Genomic DNA, 21,713 nt, shown 5'->3' on the forward strand with positions numbered 1-21,713 from the left:
TACTGCATGATCCAGTCTACGGCATGCCCGCGGAGGCCGCGAACCKGGACGGCATCCGTGCATCAATAGTCCGAGATCCCGTAGCGCTCAGGCTCTGGCCCGCGGTGGAAAGCCCTGCCGCTCAGGCTGGTCGGCTCGATGCGCACATAGTTGTACTTGAGAGTGGGCACCCACGGGCGCAGCGGCAGGCGGTCGGCCTCGGCCACCTCGTCGCTCGTCGCCAGCCGGCGGGCGTGGCCCCGCACCACCACGCTCCACGCGTCGCTGTCGGTGTGGTCGTCCACCTCGAAGAGGACCTCGTCGTGAACGGTGAGCTCGACGAGCTTGCTGCCCTCGGCGGTGCGGAAGAGGATCGTCCCGCTGTCCACGATGTAGTTCACCGGAAAGACGTCGATCAGGTCCCCGACGCGAGTCACGAGACGACCGAGCTCCTGCGACGTGAGCCGGGCCCACGATTCATCCTCCGTGAGCACAGCGAGAGGGTCGGCGGGGCGGGTGTCATCGTCTTCCATGAGTCCATCCTGTCGCGGCGCACCGGCGCGCGACAGGGGGCGCGAGAAGCGGCCGTCGCTCGCGCCGGCGCCCACGACGATGCGCGGTCCGCAGGTTCCCGCCGGGGACGGGAGACGCTCGCCGAAGGGTTCCGGGTGAGCCCCCGCTCAACCGATCCGGATGAGCTTCTTGTTGACGAACTCGTCCGCAGCGAGCAGGCCCATCTCTCGTGCGGTGCCGGAGCGCTTCACGCCGCCGAACGGCAGTCCCGGCTCGTCGGCGAGGACGAGGTTGACGTAGACCATGCCGGCGTCGATCCTGTCTGCCACGCGGGCCGCCTGCTCCTCATCGGTCGTGAACACGTAGGACCCGAGCCCGAAGCTGGTGTCGTTCGCGAGAGCGATCGCCTCGTCCTCACCGGAGACGCGGTAGACGACCCCCACCGGTCCGAAGAACTCCTCGCGGTAGGCATCCATGTCCCGCGTGACATCGGCGAGGACCGTCGCATCGTAGAAGGCGCCGTCGCGCGTGCCGCCCGTGACGAGCGTCGCACCCTGCGCCACCGCCTTGTCGACCTGCTCCGCCAGTCGCTCGGCGGCCGTGAGGGACGACAGCGGGCCGAGCACGGTGTCCTCCGCGAACGGGTCGCCCACCTTCGAGCCGGCCATGGCCGCGGTGAACTTCTCGAGGAAGGCGTCGTACAGGTCGTCTGTCACGATGAAGCGCTTGGCCGCGTTGCACGACTGCCCTGTGTTGTCCAGTCGCGCGTCGACCGCCGCCTGCACCGTCGCGTCGAGGTCGTCGGTCGAGAGCAGGATGAACGGGTCGGACCCGCCGAGCTCGAGCGCGACCTTCTTGAGGTTGCGCCCGGCGAGCTCGGCGACCGCCGCTCCCGCTCGCTCGGACCCGGTGACCGACACGCCCTGTACCCGGCGGTCGGCGATGATCGTCGCCGCCTGCTCGTTCGTCGCGTAGACGTTCGTGTAGATCCCGTCGCCGAGGCCGGCATCCGCGTAGATCCTCTCGATCGCGGCCGCGGACTCGGGGCACTGCGGAGCGTGCTTGAGCAGGATCGTGTTGCCGACGACGATGTTCGGGGCCGCGAAGCGGGCGACCTGGTAGTACGGGAAGTTCCAGGGCATGATGCCCAGCAGCACCCCAAGGGGAGACCGGCGGATGACGGCCGTTCCCTCGCCCTGGATCTCGAGCGGCTGATCGCCCGTGATCTTCTCGGCGTTGTCCGCGTAGTACTCGGTGATGTCGGCGGCGAAGTCGACCTCACCGAGTGCGGCGACGAGGGGCTTGCCGACCTCGCGCACGGCGATGGCGGCGAGCTCGTCCCKCCGTTCCCGGTGCAGGTCGGCGACCCGGCGAAGCCCTGCCGCACGCTCGGCGACGGGAAGATCGCGCCACGTCCGGAAGGCGGCATCCGCTGTCTCGATCGCGCTGTCGAGCGCGTCGTCCGTGATCGTGGGGTAGGTGGCGAGGGTCTCACCCGTCGCCGGATTGACGACCGCGTATTCGCTCATGTGTTGTCTCCGATTCCTTACTGAGAAGCAGACTGGCGGGCTCGGCGGGCGCTCGCCGGGGCATCCAGCGAGAGCGTCTCGCCACGGAAGAACGCCGGACGCGTGATCGCCTGCCAGATCATGATGACCACACCGAGTCCGATGATGAGCATCCCCAGGATGAACACGATGCCGACGCCGCCGATCTGCGACCCGCTGCCGTAGGCCGGATCCATCGAGTCGATGAGCGTCGTGAAGAACAGCACCGCGAGGATCACGCCGCCGATCAGCGGGAACAGGAACGTGAAGAAGAGGTTGCGCGTCGAGTCGAACCACTGCTTGCGGAAGTACCACACGCACGCGAACGCCGTGATGCCGTAGTAGAAGCAGATCATCATGCCGAGGGTCAGGATGGTGTCCCACAGCGTGTCTTCGCTCACGATGCGCATCACGACGTAGAACGCCGATGCGACGATCGACGACACGATCGTCGCGTGGCTCGGGGTGAAGAAGCGCGGGCTGATCTTGGCGTAGGACTTCGGCAGCGCGCCGTAGTGCCCCATGGCGAGAAGCGTCCGGGCGGGCCCGACGAAGGTCGACTGCAGCGACGAGGCGGAGCTCGTCAGCACCGCGAGCGAGACGAGGAACGCGAGCGGGCCGAGGATCGGGCCGCTCAGGTGGAAGAAGACGTTCTCCTGGATGTCCTCATTGCCCAGGCCCAGCCCCTCGGTTCCGATGCCGGCGAACATCAGCATCGCGACGGCGAGGAGGAGGTAGAGGGTGACGACGGTGACGACCGTGATCGTCGCCGCACGACCGGGGGTCTTCTCCGGGTCCTTCGTCTCCTCGTTCATGGTGAGGGTGACATCCCAGCCCCAGAAGATGAAGATCGAGAGCGACAGGCCCGCCGCGAAGGCGCTGAACGAAGAGACCGCGAACGGGTTGAACCAGCCGATGTCGAACGGCATGTAGTCGAACCCGTTGCCGTTGACGGCCTGGAAGATCGCGGCACCGGCGAAGACGACCAGCACGATCACCTGGAAGCCGACCAGGAAGTACTGCAGCTTCTGCGTCGTCTGCATGTCGCGGTACGACACGAGCGTGGCGCCGAGCATGAACAGCAGGCAGACCCCGATGTTGATCCACGTCACCGACGCGAGGTCTGCGATCGCGTCGTTGCCCGTGATCTGGGCGATGAGGAGGAACAGGAAGTCGACGGCGACTCCGGCGAGATTCGAGAGCACGAGGATCGTCGCGGCGACGAGCCCCCAGCCGGCGAGCCAGCCCACCCACGGCCCGAAGGCGCGGGCCGCCCACGTGAACGAGGTTCCCGAGTCGGGCATGCGCCGGTTGAGCTCGCGGTAGCCGAAGGCGACCAGGAGCATCGGGATGAAGCCGACGAGGATGATCGCGGGGATCTGCGCGCCGACCACGGATGCCGTCGGGCCGACAGCCGCGGTGAACGTGTAGGCGGGTGCGATGCACGAGATGCCGATGACGACCGCGCCGATGAGGCCGACCGTTCCGGCGCTCAGGCCCTTCTTGGTGATGCCGCCGGCTTCTTCGCTGACGGGCGGTGCGAGCGGCGTGGCTTCGGGAATGGTCATCGCTGCTCTCCTTCCTGGATGTGGATGGTCCTCGGGACGACGACCATGGGAACGGGGAGCTCGTGCAGGATCTTCGCTGCGGTCGAGCCGAGGAAGAGACGGCGAGGCTGGGCGAGGCGGCTCGAGCCGACGATGGCCAGCTCTCCCGGCTCCCAGCCGATCGTCTGGACCGCGTCTTCGATGCTCTCACCGCGTGCGACGACGACTTCGGCGTCGACGACGCCGGAGAGGGCCTCGCGAGCGCGGGTCAGAACGTCGCCCGCGTGAGCGGCGCCCGCCACGCGGATGACTCCGGTGTCGACGGATGCCGGGAGGTCGACCGAGACGAGCGACAGGAGTCGCAGCTCCGCACCGGTCTGCGTGCTGAGCCAGGTGGCGGCGTCGAGGAGCGCCTCTGAGCCCGGGCGCGTGCCGATGGCAGCCGTGAGCCGGGTGATGCCGGTGGTCGGATCCACTGCGCGGGAGCCTTCGGGCGCGAGGACGACCGGCACGTCGGCGGAGTGCAGCAGCTCGCTCGCGACGGTGCCCAGCCGGTGACGTCCGCGCAGGCCGCCGTTGGCGGCGCCCACGACGACGTACGAGGCGCCGAACTCCCGGGCAGCGGCGAGCAGACCCTCGGCGAACGACTCGCCGAAGCGGACGTGCGTCGCGTGGGGAACAGCATCCGGAATCCTCTCGGATGCCTCCTCCAGCCACGTCTCGGCCTGCTGCTGCAGGTAGCGGTCGTACCCGGCGTCCGGCGGCGTGATGACGCTGCGATCGTCGGCCGGAAGCACGACGACCACATCGAGGGCGGCACCGGATGCCAGAGCCAGGCGCGCGCCGAGCGCGACGGCGTCCTGACCGGCATCGGTCGCGGTGTAGCCGACCACGATGCGGCGGCTCATCCGTGAGCCCCCTCGATGATGTTGGCGGCGACGAAGCGCCCCATGCGGATGGCGCCGTCGACGTGCTGGTAGCCGGCGCCCGCCATGTCGCTGCACGCGAAGTGGATCGGGCCGACCGCCGAGCGCAGGTCGGCTCCGTAGCGGTGGAGGCCGCCGAGGTCGAAGCTGGCGGCGTAGGCACCGCGCGTCCACTCCTCGCTCCCCCAGTCGCTCTCGTAGTACACGACCGGGTTCTTCGCCTCGGGACCGTAGTAGTGCGACAGCGACTCGAGGATCCGCTCCTTGCGCTCATCGGCCGTCAGGGTGAAGACGTCGTCGGCGTGACGGTCCGATACGAAGCCCACGAGGGTTCCCCGCTCGTCGCCGTGATTGGTGTTGTCGTAGGCCTCATGCGACAGCTCATACGGGCTGAACGCGGTGCCCGAGAGACCCTGCTCGCGCCAGAACGGGCGGTCGTAGACGGCGTGCACCTTGATGACGAACCCCATCGAGAGGTGCTGGTGCATCTGATGCTGCCGGCGCGGAAGAGGGGGGACGAACTGGATCCGGCTGTAGAGGATCGGCGCGTGCGCGAGGATCGCGTACCGGGCGTGCACGGTGAGACCGTCGGTCGTCACGGTGACGCCGGCGTCCGACCACTCGAGCGTGCGCACCGGCTGGCCGAGGAAGACGTCATCGCCGAGGCGCTCGGCGAGGAGGAGCGGCACCTGCTGGAGCCCGCCGACGACGCGCTTGTCGAGGATGAAGTCGGCGTCTACGAGGTGCGAGTAGCTGCCGGCCGAGGCGGCCATGAGCAGCGACTGCAGGAGCGAGAAGGCGTGGACGGGCTTGGTGAGCATCGCGGAGCCGGTGGGGAACGCGAGGTTGCGGACGGCCTCATCGTCGTCGGTCTTGGCGCGAAGCCAGGCCTCCCACGAGATCGAGTCCCACTCGGCCGCCTTGGGGTGCGCCCAGGGACGGTCCGGGTCGATCTCTGCCACCATCGCGTCGATCTCGTCGGTGATCTCGGTGATCAGCCGCTCGGTCTCGGGGGCGACCGGGAAGACGTCCCCCGTGAACCGCACCACTCCGCCGTCGGGACCGATGTACACGGAGTCTCCTTCGCGATACCGATCGAAGGTCTCCAGCCCGAGTTCCTCGATCGTCTCGATGAGGGCGTCCTGATCGGGTGAGACCCACTGCCCGCCGATCTCCAGCATCGCGCCGTCGATGACGTCGGTCCACAGTCGCCCTCCGACGCGATCGCGCGCCTCGAGCACTGCGACCGACAGGCCGGCCTTCCTCAGCTGGTTGGCAGCCGTGAGTCCAGCGGCGCCCGCGCCGATGACCACGACGTCCCGTGTCAGCTCTGACATGTGTTGCTCCTTTGCGAGGGGGAGGATCGCGGTCGGACAGACCCGGCTCCCCCAGCCGGGCCGTCCTCCGCGAGGTCAGTGTGCAGCGAGTGCGGTCGCCAGGACGTCGATGCCCTCATGGAGCAGCGCGTCCGGGATCGCGAGCGGCGGAAGGAAGCGGATCACGTTTCCGTAGGTGCCACAGGTCAGGACGATCACGCCCTGAGCGATGCAGGCCTTGGCGACGGCACCGGTGAGGGCCGCGTCGGGCTCGCCCGTCGTCGGGTCGACGAATTCTGCGGCGATCATCGCGCCGTGGCCGCGCACGTCGCCGATCCGCGGATCGGCCGACTGCAGGTCGGTGAGGCGGGCGGTGAGGAGTGCGCCGATCTCGTTCGCGCGCTCGATCATGCCCTCGGTCTCGAAGGCCTCGATGGCGGCGAGCGCCGCGGCGCACGCGATCGGGTTGCCGCCGTACGTTCCGCCGAGGCCGCCGGTGTGCGCGGCATCCATGATCTCGGCGCGGCCCGTCACCGCAGCGAGTGGAAGGCCGCCGGCGATGCCCTTGGCCGTGGTGATGAGGTCCGGCACGATGCCGAACAGCTCGCTCGCGAACATCGCGCCCGTCCGGGCGAATCCGGTCTGGATCTCGTCCGCGATGAACACGACGTCGTTCGCCCGGCACCACTCGACCAGCGCCGGCAGGAAGCCCTCCGCGGGGACGATGAATCCGCCCTCGCCCTGGATGGGCTCGATGACGACGGCGGCCAGGTTGTCGGCTCCGACCTGCTTCTCGATGATCGAGATGGCCTTCTTCGCCGCTTCCGCACCGGTCAGCCCGTCGCGGAAGGGGTACGACATCGGGGCGCGGTAGACCTCTGACGCGAACGGGCCGAACCCGCTCTTGTACGGCATGGCCTTCGCCGTCAGCGCCATCGTCAGGTTGGTGCGGCCGTGGTAGCCGTGATCGAACGCGACGACCGCCTGCTTCCTGGTGTGCTTGCGGGCGATCTTGATGGCGTTCTCGACGGCCTCGGCGCCGGAGTTGAACAGCGCGCTCTTCTTGGCGTGCTCGCCGGGGGTGACCCGGTTGAGCGCCTCGGCGACGGCGACGTACGACTCGTAGGGCGAGACCATGAAGCACGTGTGGGTGAACTGAGCGACCTGCGCCTGCACAGCCTCGACGATGCGCGGGTGCGCGTTTCCGAGCGAGGTCACGGCGATGCCGGACCCGAGGTCGATGAGCGAATTGCCGTCCGCATCGACGACGACTCCCCCGCCGGCGGCGACGGTCTCGATGGGCACCGTGTGCCCGACCCCCGCTGCGACGGCCGCTGCTTTGCGGGCCATCAGATCCTGGGACCGGGGTCCGGGGATCGACGTGAGGAGCCGGCGCTCCTGGGGCAGGCTCGGCCCACCCAGCGGCGTTGCGGTGACGGTTTCGGTGGCGGTCATGGTCAGGAGCGTACGAAGCGAGAAGGCACGCCTGCACTCTCCACGGTGTACATTCTGTTGCGCCGCCTATACACCCGGTACATCGTGCGGCTGAGGGGATGCCAATGGATGCCGCTTCCGACGCGCCGACGCTGCGCGCGCTGCTGCGCCGCCGCGAACTCCACCTGCACCTGGAGGGCGAGGAGTCGGCCCTCGAATCCGGAGCCCTCGACCAGCTCGTCCGCTGGGTCCACAGCTCGGATCTCGCCGATCCCACCCCGTTCCTCTCGGAGGGTCTCGCCCTGCTGACGACCGGCACGCAGTTCCTCGAGAGCGGCGACGACCCCGCCGTGTTCGCCGGCTACGTGCACCGGCTTGCCGCGCGGTGTCGTCGGACTGGGGTTCGGCACCGAAGTGGTGCGTGACGGCATCCCACCGGCCCTTGCCGGTGCGTGCCGGAACGAGCGGATGCCGCTCTTCGAGGTTCCGTACCGCACCCCCTTCATCGCCGTTGCGCGCGCGAATGCCGAGGCGATCGCGGCCCAGGCGTACGCGCGGCGCAGCTGGGCGCTTTCGGCACAGCGTGCGATCGCGCTGGCCGCGCTTCGACCCGACGGTCTCGGCGCGACGCTCGCCGAGCTCTCCCGGCAGCTCGACACCTGGGTCGGGCTCTTCGACACCGTCGGCGCCCTCAGCCGCGAGCATCCTGCGCGGGGGCTCGGAGACGGGATGCTGGACGAACTGACCGCCGAGGTCGGCGGGGTCCTCCGCCGGGGAGCGCGGGCGGGGTCGTCACTGCGGATCCACGACACGTCGTTCACCATGCAGACGCTCGGCCGCGGCGGCCACCTGCGAGGGGTGATCGCGATCGCCGCCGGTGACCTCGACCAGGAGGGCCGCGGGGTGGTCACCTCCGTCGTCGCCATGGCAGGTCTCGCCCTCGAGCAGCACCAGTCCCTGGCGCGGGCTCACACGGTGCTGCGCACCGGGCTGGTGCAGTCGCTCCTCACCGGCGATCCCGCGCTGGCACGGCGGATCTCCCGCGACCTGTGGGGCGGCTTCCCCTCCGCGCCGGTGCTCATCGGAGTGACCGACGCCGCGACGGCGCGTTCGGAGGCGGTCGCGGAGTGGCTCGCGCTGCGTGCTTCCGAGACGAAGGGCGGCGTGTTCTACGGTCGAGCCGAGGACCAGCTCGTGGTCGTGAGCCACGACGAGGAGGTGCTCCACGAGATCGCGGACCGCTTCCAGGCTCGACTCGGGGTGTCGGAGCCGGTGTCGTACTCGGACTTCGGGGACGGGCATGCCCAGGCCGCCACCGCGCTGCGGCGGGGAGCGGCGCCGCTCACCCGCTTCCGCGAGATCGCGGCATCCGGAGTCCTGTCGGCCCTCGATTCGGACGCCGCCCGGTCGCTTGCCGCCGCCCGTCTCGCTCCCCTCCGCGAGCACGATGCCAGCGAGGGGACGGCGCTGGTCGAGACGGTGCGGGTGTGGCTGGAACAGGATGCCCGCATCGACGCCGCCGCGACGGAGCTCGGCGTGCACCGGCACACCGTGCGCGCGCGGATCGGCCTGGCCCAGGGGCTGCTCGGGACCGACCTCGCGTCCTTCGCCGCTCGCGCAGACCTCTGGGCTGCCCTCCAGGTGGCGGGCCGCGCCTGATCTCCGCCTGCGTTCGTACTCGACCGCGGATATTGTGACCGGCGCGCCGGGCCWGGCCCGGCGCGTCGGTCACCATCCCCGCAGCTGGGCACTGCGGACCGCCCTTCTCGGGTCCTGAACTCCAGCGGCATCGGCCGGCAAGCCGAGAGGCCCCCACCTCAGCGCGGGGCGTGCGCTTCGAGGAACTCGTAGACGTCGGTGGTGTCGACCCCCGGGAACGCGCCCGTCGGCAGCGTCGCGAGGAGGGTGCGCGGGGTTCGCACGTTGGGCCACGAGTTCTCGCGCCACGCGGCCTCGAGGTCGGCGGGCGCCCGGCGGCAGCAGACCTCGACGGAGTGCTTCGACACGCCGCGGTTGGGCGTGTCACGTCCGAGGAACCACTTGGTGTCGTCGAACCGGACCCCGACCGAGACCGAGTGCGCGCCTTCGCTCGAGGATTCGACGCGGGCGGTGCACCAGTAGGTTCCGTTGCCGGTGTCGGTGTACTGGTAGTACGGGTTGAAGTGGTCGTCCTCATCGAACACGACGCGTGACGTCCATCGCCGGCAGCACAGCTGGCCCTCGATCGACCCGAGACGGTCAGTCGGGAAGTTGACGTCGTCGTTCTCGTACGCCTTCGTGATCGTGCCCGACTCGTGCACCTTCAGGAAGTGCACCGGGATGCCGAGATGAACGGTCGCCAGATTCGTGAAGCGATGCGCGGCCGTCTCGTACGACACGGAATACGCGTCGCGCAGGTCTTCGATCGAGATCGCCCGGTCGTTCTTGGCGTCCTGAAGGAAGGGTACGGCGTGCGCCTCGGGGATCAGCAGCGCCCCGGTCAGGTAGTTCGTCTCGACCCGCTGGCGCAGGAACTCCGGGTAGCTGGTCGGCTCGCGGTGCCCGAGGATCCGGCTGGACAGCGCCTGCAGCACCGCCGTCCGCGGGTCGCCCTTCGCGGTCAGCCGACTCGACAGGTACAGGCGCCCGTTCTTGATGTCGGCGACACTTCGCGTCGTCTGCGGCAGGTCGGGAACGTAGTGCAGCGTGAAGCCCAGATGAGCGGCGATGTCGGATGCCGTGCGCTGGGTCAGCGGGCCGCCCGGGTGGTCCACCGCGTCCAGAATCGCGCGCGCCTGCACCTCGAGCTCGGCGAAGTAGTTGCTCTGGGTGCGCATCAGCCGGCGGAGCGCGACATTGGCCCGACGCGCCTCCTCCGGGGTTGCGGCGCGCTCGTCGCGCAGGCGATCGATCTCACCCTGCAGCGCGAGCATGGCCTTCAGCGCCTCGGTGGGCAGGGTCTTGCCGATGCGGAACGGCGGGATGCCGAGCGCCTGGAACGTGGGTCCCTTCATCGCCCGCTCGAGACCGATCTCGAGCGTCGCACGCTCGTCGAGCGGCTCGGACTCGAGCAGCATCTCGAGCTGGACGCCGAGCACGCGGGCGATCGCACGGAGCTGGGTGAGCTTGGGCTCGCGCCGTCCGTTCTCGATCATCGAGAGCTGGCTGGGGGCGCGGTCGACGGCGGCGGCGAGCTCGTCGAGGGTCATGCCGCGCTGGGTGCGCAGCTGACGGATGCGGCGGCCGATCGTGAGTGAGTCCACTTCTTCATCGTCTTCGGCATCCGTGATGGCGGTCTCGGTGGAGGACAGCGTCATTGCCGCAGTCTCTCACAAAAGCAGAACTTTGCCGAAAGTTCACCGCTCGATCAGCGAGTAGCGCGTCAGATCTTCACACAGAGTGGTCGCAGAGCCACCCCGGCGCTCGAACAGCACGGAAGCACCGGGCCATCACATCAGAGGAGACCGACATGACGATCCACGCCACCCCCGGCCGGCCGCCACTGCGCGCAGGCGACCAGACGCAGACTGCCGACGAGCTCCGGGAATCCTGGGACGCCGACCCCCGGTGGGACGGCGTCGAGCGCACGTACACGGCCGAGGACGTCATCCGGCTGCGCGGATCGGTTCGTGAGGACAGCACGCTCGCCCAGCGCGGGGCCGAGAACCTCTGGAATCTGCTCCACACCGAGGAGTACGTGCGCGCGCTCGGCGCCTACACCGGCGGCCAGGCGGTTCAGCAGGTGCGGGCCGGGCTCAAGGCGATCTACCTCAGCGGATGGCAGGTCGCCGCCGACGGCAACCTCGCTGGCCAGACCTACCCAGATCAGAGCCTCTACCCCGCGAACTCGGTGCCGGCGGTCGTGCGCCGCATCAACAACGCGCTCATCCGCCAGGACCAGATCGAGCACGCCGAGGGCGAGACGACCCAGGACTGGCTCGCGCCGATCGTGGCGGATGCCGAGGCCGGCTTCGGCGGACCCCTCAATGCCTACGAGCTCGCGCACTCGCTCATCCAGTCGGGCGCCGCCGGCATCCACTGGGAAGACCAGCTCGCGAGCGAGAAGAAGTGCGGGCACCTCGGCGGCAAGGTTCTCGTGCCGACGCAGCAGCACATCCGGACCCTCAACGCGGCTCGGCTCGCCGCCGACGTCGCCGGCGTGCCGACCGTCATCATCGCCCGCACCGATGCGCTGGCCGCTGACCTGCTCACCAGCGACGTCGACGAGCGCGACCAGGTGTTCACGACTGGCGAGCGCACGCCCGAGGGCTTCTACCGGGTGCGGCCTGGCCTGGAGTCGGTGATCAGCCGGGGCCTCGCCTTCGCGCCCTACGCCGACCTGCTCTGGGTCGAGACCGGCGAGCCCGACATCGAGCTGGCACGGGAGTTCGCCGCGGCGATCCACGCCGAGTTCCCCGGCAAGCTCCTCGCCTACAACTGCTCGCCGAGCTTCAACTGGAAGCGGCACCTCACGGACGCGCAGATCGCGACGTTCCAGGCGGAGCTGGCCGAACTGGGCTACAAGTTCCAGTTCATCACCCTCGCCGGCTTCCACGCCCTGAACCACTCGATGTTCGACCTCGCCAAGGGCTACGCCGAGCGCGCGATGAGCGCCTACGTCGAGCTGCAGGAGGCGGAGTTCGCAGCCGAGGCCCAGGGCTACACCGCCACGAAGCATCAGCGCGAGGCCGGAACCGGCTACTTCGACTTCGTCTCCACGGCGCTCAACCCCGACAGCGCCACCCTCGCCCTGGTGGGATCCACCGAGGCGCAGCAGTTCCACTGATCGACGGATGCCGCGCCCGGCCACCCCGCCGGGCGCGGCATCCGCCCCACCCTCAGGTTCGGCTCGGCTTCCAGCGACGGATCGCGACCGAACCCCGCGACAGACAGGACACGAAATGACCATCACCGACACCTCTCCCCCGACGACCGGGCATGCGAGCCGACCGCACTCCGGGCACCCGCGGCCCGTGGCTCAGCCCGTCGCGCCGCCGCCGTCCGGCAGCGCCATCCGGGTCGCCGGGCCCATGCGGCCGCGCTACGACGAGATCCTCACGCCGGACGCACTCGGCTTCCTGACCGAGCTGCACAGCCGCTTCGGCCGACGCCGGCACGACCGGCTCGCGGACCGCCTGCGGCGCCGGTTCGAGATCGGCAACGGCCACGACCCCCAGTTCCGTGACGACACCCGCCACATCCGTGACGACGCCGGATGGCGGGTCGCCGGGGCGGGACCGGGGCTCGAGGATCGGCGGGTCGAGATCACGGGGCCCACCGACCCGAAGATGACCATCAACGCGCTCAACTCCGGGGCGAAGGTGTGGCTCGCCGACCAGGAGGATGCGACCAGCCCCACCTGGGGGAACGTCATCGAGGGGCAGCTGGCGCTGCGCGATGCCATCCGCGGGGAGCTGGAGTACACCAGTGCCGAGGGGAAGCGCTACGCGGTGACGGCGGAGCAGACTCCGACGATCGTGATGCGGCCGCGCGGGTGGCATCTGACCGAGGCGCACCTGCGCTGCACCGACCGCACCGGCCAGGAGCTCGCCGCATCCGGATCGCTGGTCGACTTCGGGCTGTACTTCTTCCACAACGCCGCACAGCTGATCGCGAACGGCCGGGGCCCGTACTTCTACCTCGCCAAACTCGAATCGAGCGAAGAGGCCAAGCTGTGGGACGACGTGTTCACGTTCAGCGAGGCCTACATCGGCATCCCGCACGGCACGATCCGCGCGACGGTGCTCATCGAGACGCTGCCCGCCGCGTTCGAGATGGAGGAGATCCTGTTCGAGCTGCGCGACCACTGCGCGGGGCTCAACGCGGGCCGCTGGGACTACATCTTCTCGATCATCAAGAACTACCGCGGCCGCGGAGCCCGGTTCGTCCTCCCCGACCGCAGCGAAGTGACGATGACCGTTCCCTTCATGCGCTCGTACACCGACCTGCTCGTGCAGACGTGCCACAAGCGCGGAGCGTTCGCGATCGGCGGGATGAGCGCGTTCATCCCCAACCGGCGCGACCCGGAAGTGACCCGGGCGGCGTTCGAGAAGGTCGCCGCCGACAAGAAGCGCGAGGCGGGCGACGGGTTCGACGGCACGTGGGTGGCGCACCCCGACCTGATCCCGGTCGCCCGGGCGGAGTTCGACGCGGTGCTCGGTGAGCGGCCGAACCAGGTCGACCGGCAGCGTCCGGACGTGCAGGTGAAGGCAGCGGATCTGATCGACGTGCACATCGGCCGCCCGATCACCGCCGGGGGTGTGCACGCCAATGTGTCCGTGGCGATCCGCTACCTCGAGGCGTGGCTCCGGGGCCTGGGTGCGGTCGCCATCGACAACCTCATGGAGGATGCCGCGACCGCTGAGATCTCACGCTCGCAGGTATGGCAGTGGATCCACCAGGACCGCGCCACCGAGGACGGCACCCCGATCACGCGCGGGTACATCGAGGGGCTCATCGGTCAGGTGCTCGACGAAGCCGACCGCGGCCCCGGCGACCGGTTCGACGACGCCGCCGAGATCTTCCGCGAGGTCGCGCTGGGGAACGACTTCCCCGCGTTCCTCACCCTGCCGGCGTACTCGAGGTTCCTCGTCGAAACCGGGTGATCGAGCCGATCACCGGCCTCGCATGACCGGAGACCGGATGCCGTGACCCGCTGCGGGCACGGCATCCGGTCTCTTTCACGCGTTTCGTCGAGTTCGTCCCGTGCCGTTCGACGCACAGAGCGTAACGTCACTCAACGGAAAGGACAGCCCGATGAAATACCTCATGCTCGTCATGGTCGACCCCTCGCTGGAGGAGAAGGACCCGGAGCTGATCTCGATCGAGGAATGGGTCGATGAGACCTACGGAAGCGGCAAGGCGACCGACGGCGACCGCCTGCGTCCCGCCGCCGACGCGAAGACCGTGCGGCGGCGCGGTGGCAGGGCGATCGTGACGGACGGGCCGTTCATCGAGTCGCACGAGTGGATCGCAGGATTCGACATCCTGGAGTGCGAGAGCCTCGAAGAGGCGATCGAGGTGGCATCGCGGCATCCCATGGCTGCCGGGGGTGTCATCGAACTGAGGCCGTCCTGGCCGCTCGACCTCTGACGGGCCCGATCTGCGCCGGTCAGGGATTCGGCACAAGGCTCCGCGACGAGGCATCGGCCGGCCCTGCCGCAGCCGCCTGGGCGGCAGCCGCCTGGGCGCGAGCCAGCCGGTTCGCGCGTACGCCGCTGGCGAGCACCCATCCGAGCAGCCAGGCAACCGTGACGAGGGTGATCGCGAAGGAGGCGCGCAGCGCGACGTCCTGATCGGGCAGCGCGAAGAGGGGCACAAGCGACAGGGCTCCGCCGATCACGGTGCCGACGGCCCCGGTCAGAGAGAGCCAGCATCCTCCCCAGAGCCACCACACGAGCCCGCCGGCCGCCATGAGCGTGACCGACGAGATCACGGCACCCCACATCAAACCGTCCATGGCGCTCAGAGTACTCCTTGGGCCAGAAGTCCGCGCTCCCGTGCCACGGCGTCGGTACCCCTCGACGATCTCGACGGTCGTCGACTTGCCCGCACCGTTGGGTCCGAGCAGCGCGAACGTCTCGCCGCGCTCGATATCGAACGACACGTCATCGACGACCACCCGATCCCCGTAGGCCTTGCGGAGGTTCCGCACCTGCACCGCGCTGGTCTGCATGCACCCACTCTCGTCGGTGACAGGCGTGGGCACAGCGCCCCTCCGGTGTAGGCGGCATCCCCCATTCGGTGGAGAGAGATCGCTCCGCGCCCGGCGCGCCTGCCCGGGTACGCTCGTGGGGTGACCGAACGCGCTCCCCTGTCTCGCAAGCTCTCCGCCATCGCCGAATCCGCGACCCTGAAGGTCGATGCGAAGGCGAAGGCGCTCCAGGCCGCAGGCCGTCCCGTCATCAGCTACGCCGCCGGTGAGCCCGACTTCTCCACTCCCCAGTTCATCGTGGATGCCGCGATCGAGGCCCTGCACGACCCCGCCAACTACCGCTACACGCCGGCGGTCGGACTCCCGGTCGTGCGCGAGGCCATCGCCGCGAAGACCCTGCGCGACTCCGGACTCGAGGTGTCTCCCTCGCAGGTCGTCGTGACCAACGGCGGCAAGCAGTCGGTCTACCAGGCGTTCCAGGCGGTCGTGAACCCCGGCGACGAGGTGCTGCTGCCCGCGCCGTACTGGACCACATACCCCGAGGCGATCGCTTTGGCCGACGGCGTGCCCGTCGAGGTCTTCGCCGGCGCCGAGCAGGACTACAAGGTGACGGTCGAGCAGCTCGAGGCCGCCCGCACCCCCCGCACCACCGCACTGGTCTTCGTCTCGCCCTCCAACCCGACCGGCTCGGTGTACACCCCCGAAGAGACCAAGGCCATCGGCGAGTGGGCCGTCGAGCACGGCATCTGGATCATCTCGGACGAGATCTACCAGAACCTCGTCTACGAAGGCGTGCGCGCGGTCTCGATCGTCGAGGCGGTCCCGGATGCCGCTTCCCAGACCATCCTCGTCAACGGCGTCGCCAAGACCTATGCGATGACGGGCTGGCGCGTGGGGTGGATGGTCGGCCCGGCCGACGCGATCAAGCTCGCGGCCAACCTGCAGTCGCACCTGAGCTCCAACGTGAACAACGTCGCGCAGCGCGCGGCGCTGGCGGCCCTCACCGGACCCCAGACCGAGGCCGAGGAGTTCCGCCTCGCGTTCGACCGGCGCCGCAAGCTCATCGTCTCGGAGCTCGCCAAGATCGAGGGGGTCACGGTGCCGAACCCGCTCGGTGCGTTCTACGCCTACCCCGATGTGAGGGGTCTCCTGGGTCGCGAATGGCATGGCAAGCGCATCGAGACTTCCCTCGAGCTCGCCGACCTCATCCTCGACCAGGCCGAGGTGGCCGTCGTGCCCGGCGAGGCCTTCGGCCCCTCCGGCTACCTGCGGCTGTCGTACGCCCTCGGCGACGACGACCTGCTCGAGGGCGTCCGGCGCATGCAGGAGCTCTTCGCCTAGGCCCGGGGGCGCTTCGACTTCGCCCCCGGGCGGCGGCGTGCCCGCACCGCTCGCCGCTCCACACCCGCCGGCACCCCCTACCCGGCGACGCTCGACGCTCGACGCTCGAAGCTCGACGCTCGACGCTCGACGCTCGACGCTCGACGCTCGACGCCCGACGCGCGACGCGCGGCCTCCGTGTGCACAACTGCGGGGAATGTGCCCGACGCGCCGGGACGGAGCCGGCGTGTCATACAGAATGTCCGCAGTTGTGCACAGCCTCTCGCCGGACGGCGCTGCTGCGCCGTGGAGGCAAGGCGGGTCGGCTAGAGCTGACGCTCAACGCTCGACGCGCGGCCTCCGTGCGCGCAACTGCGGGGAATGTGCGCGACGCGCCAGGACGGAGCCGGCGTGTCAGGCAGAATCCCCGCGGTTGTGCACAGCCTCTCGCCGGACGGCGCTGCTGCGCCGAGGAGGCCCGCCGGGTCGGCTAGAGCTCGACGCTCGACGCTCGACGCTCGACGCGCGACGCGCGGCCTCCGTGTGCCTCTCGACGGACGGCGCTGCTGCGCCGAGGAGGACAGGCGGGTCGGCTAGAGCTCGACGCCGACGAGGACCGGCTCGGGCTGGAGGATGAGCCCGAACTCGGCCTGCACCCGGCCCTGGATGAAGCGGGCGAGCTCGGCGAGCTCCTCGGCGGTCGCGCTCCCCCGGTTGGTGAGTGCCAGCGCGTGCTTCGTCGAGAGCCCCGCGCGGGAGCGCGGAAGGTGGAAGCCCTTGCGCACGCCGGCGTGCTCGATCAGCCAGCCTGCGCTGACCTTGACGTCGGGCTGGTGAGCGGCCGGGGCCGGCACGAAGCCGTCCCACCCGGCGAGGGGCATGACGAGCACGGGGTCCAGGTCAGGGGCGACGGGCCAGCGGGGGCACTCGTCGGGAAGCGTCCGCGCGAAGGATGCCGTGACCACCGCATTCTGGAAGAACGAACCGGCACTGTACGTGTCGGGGTCGGCGGCGTCGAGCACCATGCCCTTGCGGCGACGGGTCTCGAGCACGTGATCGCGTATCCACGACACCGAGACGGTCTCGCCTGGAGCGAGTCCGAGCGCCGTGCGCAGCTGCGCGCCGGCGATCGGCCGCTCGGTGTGTCCGACCTCGGCGAGCTCGAGCGTGACGGAGAGGATCACGGCCGAGCGCAGCGGCACCGAGCCGTAGTGATGCTTGAGCACCGAGGTGCGGAAGCCGAGGCCGAGCTCTGCCGCGGGAACCGTCACGGGCTCGAGCGCACCCTCGTCGAGGAGATCGACCTCGACGAGCGTCTGCACGATCTCCTGGCCGTACGCGCCGATGTTCTGCACCGGGGCCGCGCCCACGGTGCCCGGGATGCCCGACATCGCCTCGATGCCTGCGAGCCCGTGCTCGACCGCGTAGGCGACGAGCTCATCCCAGTCGTGACCCGCCTCCGCGCGAAGCCGCACGAAACCGGGCCGAGGGGACGGCATCCGCTCGATTCCACGCGTCAGCACGCGGACGACGGTGCCGTCGAACGGCTCGTCACCGGCGAACAGGTTGGAACCCCCTCCGAGGACGAGCCAGTCGTCGCCGTCGCGCCACACGTCGGTGAGTGCGTCGACGAGCTCGTCAGCGGTGTGCGCTTCGACCATGCGCGCGGGCACACCGCCGGTGCGCAGCGTCGTCAGCTGCGCGAGCGGGATGGGCGGGGCGACGGGCATCGGCTATACGAGACGGACGCGGACCTGCGCCTTGCCGAGCACAGTCGTCTCGCCGTGCTTCACAGTCAGGTCGATGCGGGCCGATGCGTCGTCGACGGCGCCGACCTTCGCGATGATCGTCAACTCCGCGCCGGTCTCGGGGTCGACGACCACGGGACGCGTGAATCGCACGCCGTAGTCGAGGATGCGGCCGGCGTCGCCGAGCCAGGGTACAAGCGTCTGGACAGCGAGGCCCATCGTGAGCATGCCGTGCGAGAGGACGCCGGGGAGCCCCACGGATGCCGCGATGTCGTCGCGGTAGTGGATCGGGTTGAAGTCGCCGGACGCGCCCGCGTAGCGGACGAGCGACTCGCGAGTCAGGTGGACGGTGCGCTCGGCGACGACGTCGCCCACGGAGAGGCCGGTCACGCGTCTCCCTCCCCGACGAGCAGGATGGACGTCGCGGTGACGACATGGGCGCCGGAGGCGTCCGTGATCGCGGACTCGCTCGTGACCATCGCGTTGCCTCCGAGAGTGCGGATGCCGGTGACCGAGAGCCGGCCGGTCAGCTCGTCGCCGGCGACGATCGGCCGCGTGTAGGCGAAGCGCTGCTCGGCGTGAAGGACGTTCTGCAGCACGATGCCGGAGTCGGGCTGGGCGAGCAGCTGCTGGAGTGTGAGCTCCTGCACGACGATCGCGAACGTCGGCGGGGCGACGACGTCGGCGTAGCCGAGCGCCTGCGCGGCGGCCGGGTCGATGTGCTGGGGGTCTTCGGCGAAGACGGCGCGGGCGAACTCGCGCACCTTCTCGCGGCCGACGAGGTACGGCGAGGTCGGCGGGAATTCCCGCCCGACGAGCTCGGGATTCACTGGCACCGTGCCATCCTACCCAGCGGCCGCTGACGGACTCGCCCGACAGCAGCCCTCAGGCCTTGCGCCCGCGGATCGCCTTGTAGGCCATCTGGCCGGCGATGAAGGTGAGGAAGACTGCGAACAGCACGTTGGCGACGAACGGGTCCACATGGGCCGCGATCCACGCGCCCAGGGCGGTGGTCGTGCAGGCCGCCGCCCCGATGACGGCCGCCGCCACGAGGTCGACGTTCCGGCGGCGGACGTTGCCGACCGTCCCCGAGATCGCTGTCGGAATCATCATGAGCAGCGATGTGCCCTTGGCCACCAGGTCGCTCGTGCCGAACACGAGCATGAGGGCCGGCACGACGATGATCCCGCCGCCGACGCCGAGCAGACCCGCGAGCGTGCCCGTCACCACACCGAGGATGAGCAGCCCGATCACCGAGAGCACGGTGAGCGGGAACTCGGCATCCCGCGACGGGATGACGACGAAGAGCATGACGATGACCACCGCGAGGAAGGCCACGAAGCCCCATCGGAGCGCGGTGACCGAGACGCGCGGCAGCAGCCAGGTGCCGATCTGCGCGCCGAACACCGCGCCGAGCGCGAGGATCAGCGCCGGAATCCAGGCCACCGATCCGTGCACGGCGTAGGAGATGACCCCCACGGTCGCCGTCGGGATGATGGCGGCGAGCGAGGTGCCGGCCGCGAGCCGCTGATCGAACCTCAGCGCCAGGACGAGCAGCGGCACGATGACCGTTCCTCCGCCGACGCCGAACAGCCCGGAGAGCAGGCCGGCCAGCAGGCCCACGCCGACGCAGACGAGGAAGAAGACGGGCGTGCGTGCGGCGCGCGGGGGCGCCTCAGGCACGGTCACTCGACTCCGTTGATGACCCAGCCGTCGCCGGTGTCGATCAGGTAGTACTCCCACAGATCTTCGACCGACTCAGGGTTCTCGAGCGGGGTGCCGTCGTCGTCCACGAGGCTCGAGAAGCTCTCGGATGTGCTCACAGTGATGACATCGTCCGCATCCTGCACGACACCGGTCACGGTGAGGACATAGTCGTCGGTGCCCTCGCCGAAGGATTGGGCGTTCTCCTCGAACGTCGCACAGTGGGTTATCTCCATGTCGGCGCGGAATGCCTCCGTCGTCGACGCGAAGTACTTGTCGCAGTCGGCCTGCTGCCAGGCCTCGTCGTAGAGGCGAACGGTCGAGACAGCCGCCGTCTCGTCGGCTTCGGACGGTGCCGACCCTGCCGAGCTGGTTCCGCTGTCGGAGGATGTTCCGCCCTGTGACTCCGCCACTCCGGAGAGGCCGGCGATGACCAACGGGATCACGATGATCGCGGTGATGACGGCGCCGAGAGCCAGCACGCCGAGCACGGTCCAGACGATCCACAGACGGGACGGCGCCGCTGCGGGAGGAACGGAGGGATACCCTGGTGCGCCGCCATGCGCAGGGACTCCCGCGGGGGCCGATCCAGGCATGACGTCGGGGTTGGCCGACCCGACCTGCTTGTCTCCGACGAATGTGTACGCGGTCGGGGAGGGCGCGGGGACCGCGGCGCCTGTGAGGGGCGCCGGCTGAACGCGCTCCGTCCACTGCATCCCGTCCCACCAGCGCCGCGCGCCGTGCCCATCGTCGTACCAGCCGGGGGGTGTCGCGCTCATGGTGGCAAGACTAGTGGGCGGGCCCGCCACGTCACAGGCAGGCCGCGACGCAGCGGCGGCAGCATCCCGTCGCGTACTGGGCAGGATTGGAGAAGCGGGATGCCGGCGGCCCTGCGTAGCGTGGAACGCGGGTCGATCCGACCTGAGAGCGTGAGGAGAAGAGCATGGCCGGGAAGACGACCGCGAGTGAAGGACTGTCGACCGAGGAGCGGGAGGCGGTCAAGAACCGGGCGAAGGAGCTGCGCGCCGAGGCGAAAGCCGGGAAGGACCGGGCGGCGGGCGAGAAGATCCTCGAGGAGGCGATCGCCGCGCTGGAGGGCGACGACAGGACGCTCGCGGAGGGATTCAGGCGAGTGGTCGGCGAGGTGGCGCCGCAGCTCGTCCCCAAGACCTATTACGGGATGCCGGCGTTCGCGAACGCCGAGGGCAAAGTCGTCGTGTTCCTGCAGCCGGCCTCGAAGTTCAAGGCCCGCTACTCGACCCTCGGATTCGAGGGACCCGCGAAGCTCGATGACGGCGACATGTGGCCCACGGCGTTCGCCCTGCTCGCCTGGTCTCCCGCTGTCGAGCGTCGGATCCGCGACCTCGTCGCGTCGGCCGCGGGCTGACACCGGCCACGGGCTGACGTCGTCCGCGGGCTGAGGTCGTCCGCGGCTCACGTCGTCCGGGCGCTGACGCCGTCCGCGGGCTGAGGTCATCGGCGGTGGGCGCCGCCTGATTTGCCGTCGGCTGCTCGGATTCAGGCACGACAACGCCCTCCACGCGCACGGCGTGGAGGGCGTTGTGTGTCTGGATCCGCTGCGGCTCCGGCTCGAGGTCAGCGCGTGACGCGGCGACGCGAGACGGCGACGTAGATCCCGAGCACGATGATCGCGCCGATGATCGAGCCGATGATGCCCGAGGGCTGCAGGAAGCCGCCCGACGGGTCGGCGCCGAACAGCAGGAATCCGAGGAATCCGCCGACGAACGATCCGATGATGCCGAGCACGATCGTCATGAGGATGCCGATCTTCTGCTTGCCGGGGATGACGGCGCGAGCGATGAAGCCTGCGATGAGGCCGACGATGATGAGGCCGATGATGGTACCGAGCATGAGTTCTCCTACGGCTGGGTTGTCGGGCGAGGGGATTCTTCCCGACGTCGGGTGTTGCGACGGATCACGCTAGCAATCCACCACATTCTCGCCATGATGGCTGGACGCGAGCGATGGCCGTGTGTATGATCCCGGCGCGCCAGCGAAGGCAGGACGAGCGGCGAAATAACCCAC

General features: G+C 69.6%; 21 protein-coding genes. 7 read left to right on the forward strand and 14 right to left on the reverse strand.

The window, feature by feature from the left end:
• Positions 1 to 62: 62 nt before the first annotated feature.
• The 6 genes from AC1DP3_RS09050 to gabT all read right to left on the reverse strand — a co-directional run bounded on the left by AC1DP3_RS09050 (position 63) and on the right by gabT (position 7,283).
• A complete protein-coding gene (locus AC1DP3_RS09050; protein ID WP_477292825.1) occupies positions 63 to 512 on the reverse strand; it encodes a pyridoxamine 5'-phosphate oxidase family protein in 450 nt (149 codons plus the stop codon).
• A 147-nt stretch (positions 513 to 659) separates the two neighbouring features.
• On the reverse strand, positions 660 to 2,021 hold the full coding sequence (locus AC1DP3_RS09055) for an NAD-dependent succinate-semialdehyde dehydrogenase (RefSeq protein ID WP_477292826.1): 1,362 nt from the start codon (positions 2,019 to 2,021) through the stop codon (positions 660 to 662).
• A gap of 17 nt (positions 2,022 to 2,038) precedes the next feature.
• Positions 2,039 to 3,607 carry an APC family permease gene (locus AC1DP3_RS09060; RefSeq protein WP_477292827.1) on the reverse strand — a complete coding sequence of 523 codons (1,569 nt, stop codon included), beginning with the start codon at positions 3,605 to 3,607 and terminating at the stop codon, positions 2,039 to 2,041.
• Positions 3,604 to 4,494, reverse strand: a complete 891-nt coding sequence (locus AC1DP3_RS09065) for a universal stress protein (protein WP_477292828.1) — start codon at positions 4,492 to 4,494, stop codon at positions 3,604 to 3,606. Before AC1DP3_RS09065 ends, AC1DP3_RS09060 begins: the two co-directional genes overlap by 4 nt.
• A complete protein-coding gene (locus AC1DP3_RS09070) occupies positions 4,491 to 5,849 on the reverse strand; it encodes a flavin monoamine oxidase family protein (RefSeq protein ID WP_477292829.1) in 1,359 nt (452 codons plus the stop codon). The genes AC1DP3_RS09065 and AC1DP3_RS09070 overlap by 4 nt, the downstream gene beginning before the upstream one ends.
• 75 nt (positions 5,850 to 5,924) lie before the next feature.
• On the reverse strand, positions 5,925 to 7,283 hold the full coding sequence (gene gabT / locus AC1DP3_RS09075; RefSeq protein ID WP_477292830.1) for a 4-aminobutyrate--2-oxoglutarate transaminase: 1,359 nt from the start codon (positions 7,281 to 7,283) through the stop codon (positions 5,925 to 5,927).
• A gap of 104 nt (positions 7,284 to 7,387) precedes the next feature.
• Here gabT and AC1DP3_RS09080 point away from each other — a divergent pair, with 104 nt between their 5' ends.
• Positions 7,388 to 7,687, forward strand: a complete 300-nt coding sequence (locus tag AC1DP3_RS09080) for a PucR family transcriptional regulator ligand-binding domain-containing protein (protein ID WP_477292831.1) — start codon at positions 7,388 to 7,390, stop codon at positions 7,685 to 7,687.
• Positions 7,638 to 8,921, forward strand: coding sequence for a helix-turn-helix domain-containing protein (locus AC1DP3_RS09085; protein WP_477292832.1), 1,284 nt, complete (start codon positions 7,638 to 7,640; stop codon positions 8,919 to 8,921). The genes AC1DP3_RS09080 and AC1DP3_RS09085 overlap by 50 nt, the downstream gene beginning before the upstream one ends.
• Positions 8,922 to 9,079: 158 nt before the next feature.
• On the opposite strand, the gene AC1DP3_RS09090 is transcribed toward AC1DP3_RS09085, so the two are convergent.
• Positions 9,080 to 10,558, reverse strand: a complete 1,479-nt coding sequence (locus AC1DP3_RS09090; protein WP_477292833.1) for a helix-turn-helix domain-containing protein — start codon at positions 10,556 to 10,558, stop codon at positions 9,080 to 9,082.
• A gap of 152 nt (positions 10,559 to 10,710) precedes the next feature.
• Between AC1DP3_RS09090 and aceA the strand changes: the two genes are divergently transcribed.
• The 3 genes from aceA (at position 10,711) to AC1DP3_RS09105 (ending at position 14,333) form a co-directional block, all read left to right on the forward strand.
• Entirely contained in the window at positions 10,711 to 12,027 is a 1,317-nt protein-coding gene (gene aceA, locus AC1DP3_RS09095; RefSeq protein ID WP_477292834.1) for an isocitrate lyase, read from the forward strand.
• 115 nt (positions 12,028 to 12,142) lie between these two features.
• Complete coding sequence (gene aceB / locus AC1DP3_RS09100; protein ID WP_477292835.1) at positions 12,143 to 13,846, forward strand: malate synthase A; 1,704 nt, start codon at positions 12,143 to 12,145, stop codon at positions 13,844 to 13,846.
• A gap of 151 nt (positions 13,847 to 13,997) precedes the next feature.
• Positions 13,998 to 14,333 carry a YciI family protein gene (locus AC1DP3_RS09105; protein ID WP_477292836.1) on the forward strand — a complete coding sequence of 112 codons (336 nt, stop codon included), beginning with the start codon at positions 13,998 to 14,000 and terminating at the stop codon, positions 14,331 to 14,333.
• 19 nt (positions 14,334 to 14,352) lie between these two features.
• Here AC1DP3_RS09105 and AC1DP3_RS09110 read toward each other — a convergent pair whose 3' ends face one another.
• Complete coding sequence (locus AC1DP3_RS09110; protein WP_477292837.1) at positions 14,353 to 14,916, reverse strand: ATP-binding cassette domain-containing protein; 564 nt, start codon at positions 14,914 to 14,916, stop codon at positions 14,353 to 14,355.
• Between the two features lie 120 nt (positions 14,917 to 15,036).
• On the opposite strand from AC1DP3_RS09110, the gene AC1DP3_RS09115 reads away from it, so the two are divergent.
• Entirely contained in the window at positions 15,037 to 16,236 is a 1,200-nt protein-coding gene (locus tag AC1DP3_RS09115) for a pyridoxal phosphate-dependent aminotransferase (protein ID WP_477292838.1), read from the forward strand.
• A 572-nt stretch (positions 16,237 to 16,808) separates the two neighbouring features.
• Here AC1DP3_RS09115 and AC1DP3_RS09120 read toward each other — a convergent pair.
• Genes AC1DP3_RS09120 through AC1DP3_RS09140 form a run of 5 tightly spaced genes read right to left on the reverse strand, consistent with a single transcriptional unit; the run spans position 16,809 to position 20,446 of the window.
• Positions 16,809 to 17,945 carry a UDP-N-acetylmuramate dehydrogenase gene (locus AC1DP3_RS09120; protein ID WP_477292839.1) on the reverse strand — a complete coding sequence of 379 codons (1,137 nt, stop codon included), beginning with the start codon at positions 17,943 to 17,945 and terminating at the stop codon, positions 16,809 to 16,811.
• Positions 17,946 to 17,948: 3 nt separating this feature from the next.
• Entirely contained in the window at positions 17,949 to 18,353 is a 405-nt protein-coding gene (locus AC1DP3_RS09125) for a MaoC/PaaZ C-terminal domain-containing protein (RefSeq protein WP_477292840.1), read from the reverse strand.
• On the reverse strand, positions 18,350 to 18,799 hold the full coding sequence (locus tag AC1DP3_RS09130; protein ID WP_477292841.1) for an FAS1-like dehydratase domain-containing protein: 450 nt from the start codon (positions 18,797 to 18,799) through the stop codon (positions 18,350 to 18,352). Before AC1DP3_RS09130 ends, AC1DP3_RS09125 begins: the two co-directional genes overlap by 4 nt.
• 49 nt (positions 18,800 to 18,848) lie before the next feature.
• On the reverse strand, positions 18,849 to 19,646 hold the full coding sequence (locus tag AC1DP3_RS09135; protein ID WP_477292906.1) for a sulfite exporter TauE/SafE family protein: 798 nt from the start codon (positions 19,644 to 19,646) through the stop codon (positions 18,849 to 18,851).
• Positions 19,647 to 19,648: 2 nt separating this feature from the next.
• Positions 19,649 to 20,446 (reverse strand): DUF2510 domain-containing protein, encoded by a 798-nt coding sequence (locus tag AC1DP3_RS09140; RefSeq protein WP_477292842.1) that lies wholly within the window; start codon positions 20,444 to 20,446, stop codon positions 19,649 to 19,651.
• A 164-nt stretch (positions 20,447 to 20,610) separates the two neighbouring features.
• On the opposite strand from AC1DP3_RS09140, the gene AC1DP3_RS09145 reads away from it, so the two are divergent.
• A complete protein-coding gene (locus AC1DP3_RS09145) occupies positions 20,611 to 21,054 on the forward strand; it encodes an iron chaperone (protein ID WP_477292843.1) in 444 nt (147 codons plus the stop codon).
• A gap of 209 nt (positions 21,055 to 21,263) precedes the next feature.
• On the opposite strand, the gene AC1DP3_RS09150 is transcribed toward AC1DP3_RS09145, so the two are convergent.
• Positions 21,264 to 21,539: a GlsB/YeaQ/YmgE family stress response membrane protein gene (locus AC1DP3_RS09150; RefSeq protein ID WP_477292844.1), complete on the reverse strand. Its 276-nt coding sequence runs from the start codon at positions 21,537 to 21,539 to the stop codon at positions 21,264 to 21,266.
• Between the last annotated feature and the right edge of the window lie 174 nt (positions 21,540 to 21,713).

The sequence above is a fragment of the Microbacterium sp. P5_B6 genome (assembly GCF_056400345.1).

Excerpts from the sequence above, each read along its gene's own strand:
- AC1DP3_RS09050 (WP_477292825.1), bottom strand. The coding sequence starts at position 512 with ATGGAAGACGATGACACCCGCCCCGCCGACCCTCTCGCTGTGCTCACG.
- AC1DP3_RS09060 (WP_477292827.1), bottom strand. The coding sequence starts at position 3,607 with ATGACCATTCCCGAAGCCACGCCGCTCGCACCGCCCGTCAGCGAAGAA.
- AC1DP3_RS09065 (WP_477292828.1), bottom strand. The coding sequence starts at position 4,494 with ATGAGCCGCCGCATCGTGGTCGGCTACACCGCGACCGATGCCGGTCAG.
- AC1DP3_RS09070 (WP_477292829.1), bottom strand. The coding sequence starts at position 5,849 with ATGTCAGAGCTGACACGGGACGTCGTGGTCATCGGCGCGGGCGCCGCT.
- gabT (WP_477292830.1), bottom strand. The coding sequence starts at position 7,283 with ATGACCGCCACCGAAACCGTCACCGCAACGCCGCTGGGTGGGCCGAGC.
- AC1DP3_RS09080 (WP_477292831.1), top strand. The coding sequence starts at position 7,388 with ATGGATGCCGCTTCCGACGCGCCGACGCTGCGCGCGCTGCTGCGCCGC.
- AC1DP3_RS09090 (WP_477292833.1), bottom strand. The coding sequence starts at position 10,558 with ATGACGCTGTCCTCCACCGAGACCGCCATCACGGATGCCGAAGACGAT.
- aceA (WP_477292834.1), top strand. The coding sequence starts at position 10,711 with ATGACGATCCACGCCACCCCCGGCCGGCCGCCACTGCGCGCAGGCGAC.
- aceB (WP_477292835.1), top strand. The coding sequence starts at position 12,143 with ATGACCATCACCGACACCTCTCCCCCGACGACCGGGCATGCGAGCCGA.
- AC1DP3_RS09105 (WP_477292836.1), top strand. The coding sequence starts at position 13,998 with ATGAAATACCTCATGCTCGTCATGGTCGACCCCTCGCTGGAGGAGAAG.
- AC1DP3_RS09110 (WP_477292837.1), bottom strand. The coding sequence starts at position 14,916 with ATGCAGACCAGCGCGGTGCAGGTGCGGAACCTCCGCAAGGCCTACGGG.
- AC1DP3_RS09120 (WP_477292839.1), bottom strand. The coding sequence starts at position 17,945 with ATGCCCGTCGCCCCGCCCATCCCGCTCGCGCAGCTGACGACGCTGCGC.
- AC1DP3_RS09140 (WP_477292842.1), bottom strand. The coding sequence starts at position 20,446 with ATGAGCGCGACACCCCCCGGCTGGTACGACGATGGGCACGGCGCGCGG.
- AC1DP3_RS09145 (WP_477292843.1), top strand. The coding sequence starts at position 20,611 with ATGGCCGGGAAGACGACCGCGAGTGAAGGACTGTCGACCGAGGAGCGG.
- AC1DP3_RS09150 (WP_477292844.1), bottom strand. The coding sequence starts at position 21,539 with ATGCTCGGTACCATCATCGGCCTCATCATCGTCGGCCTCATCGCAGGC.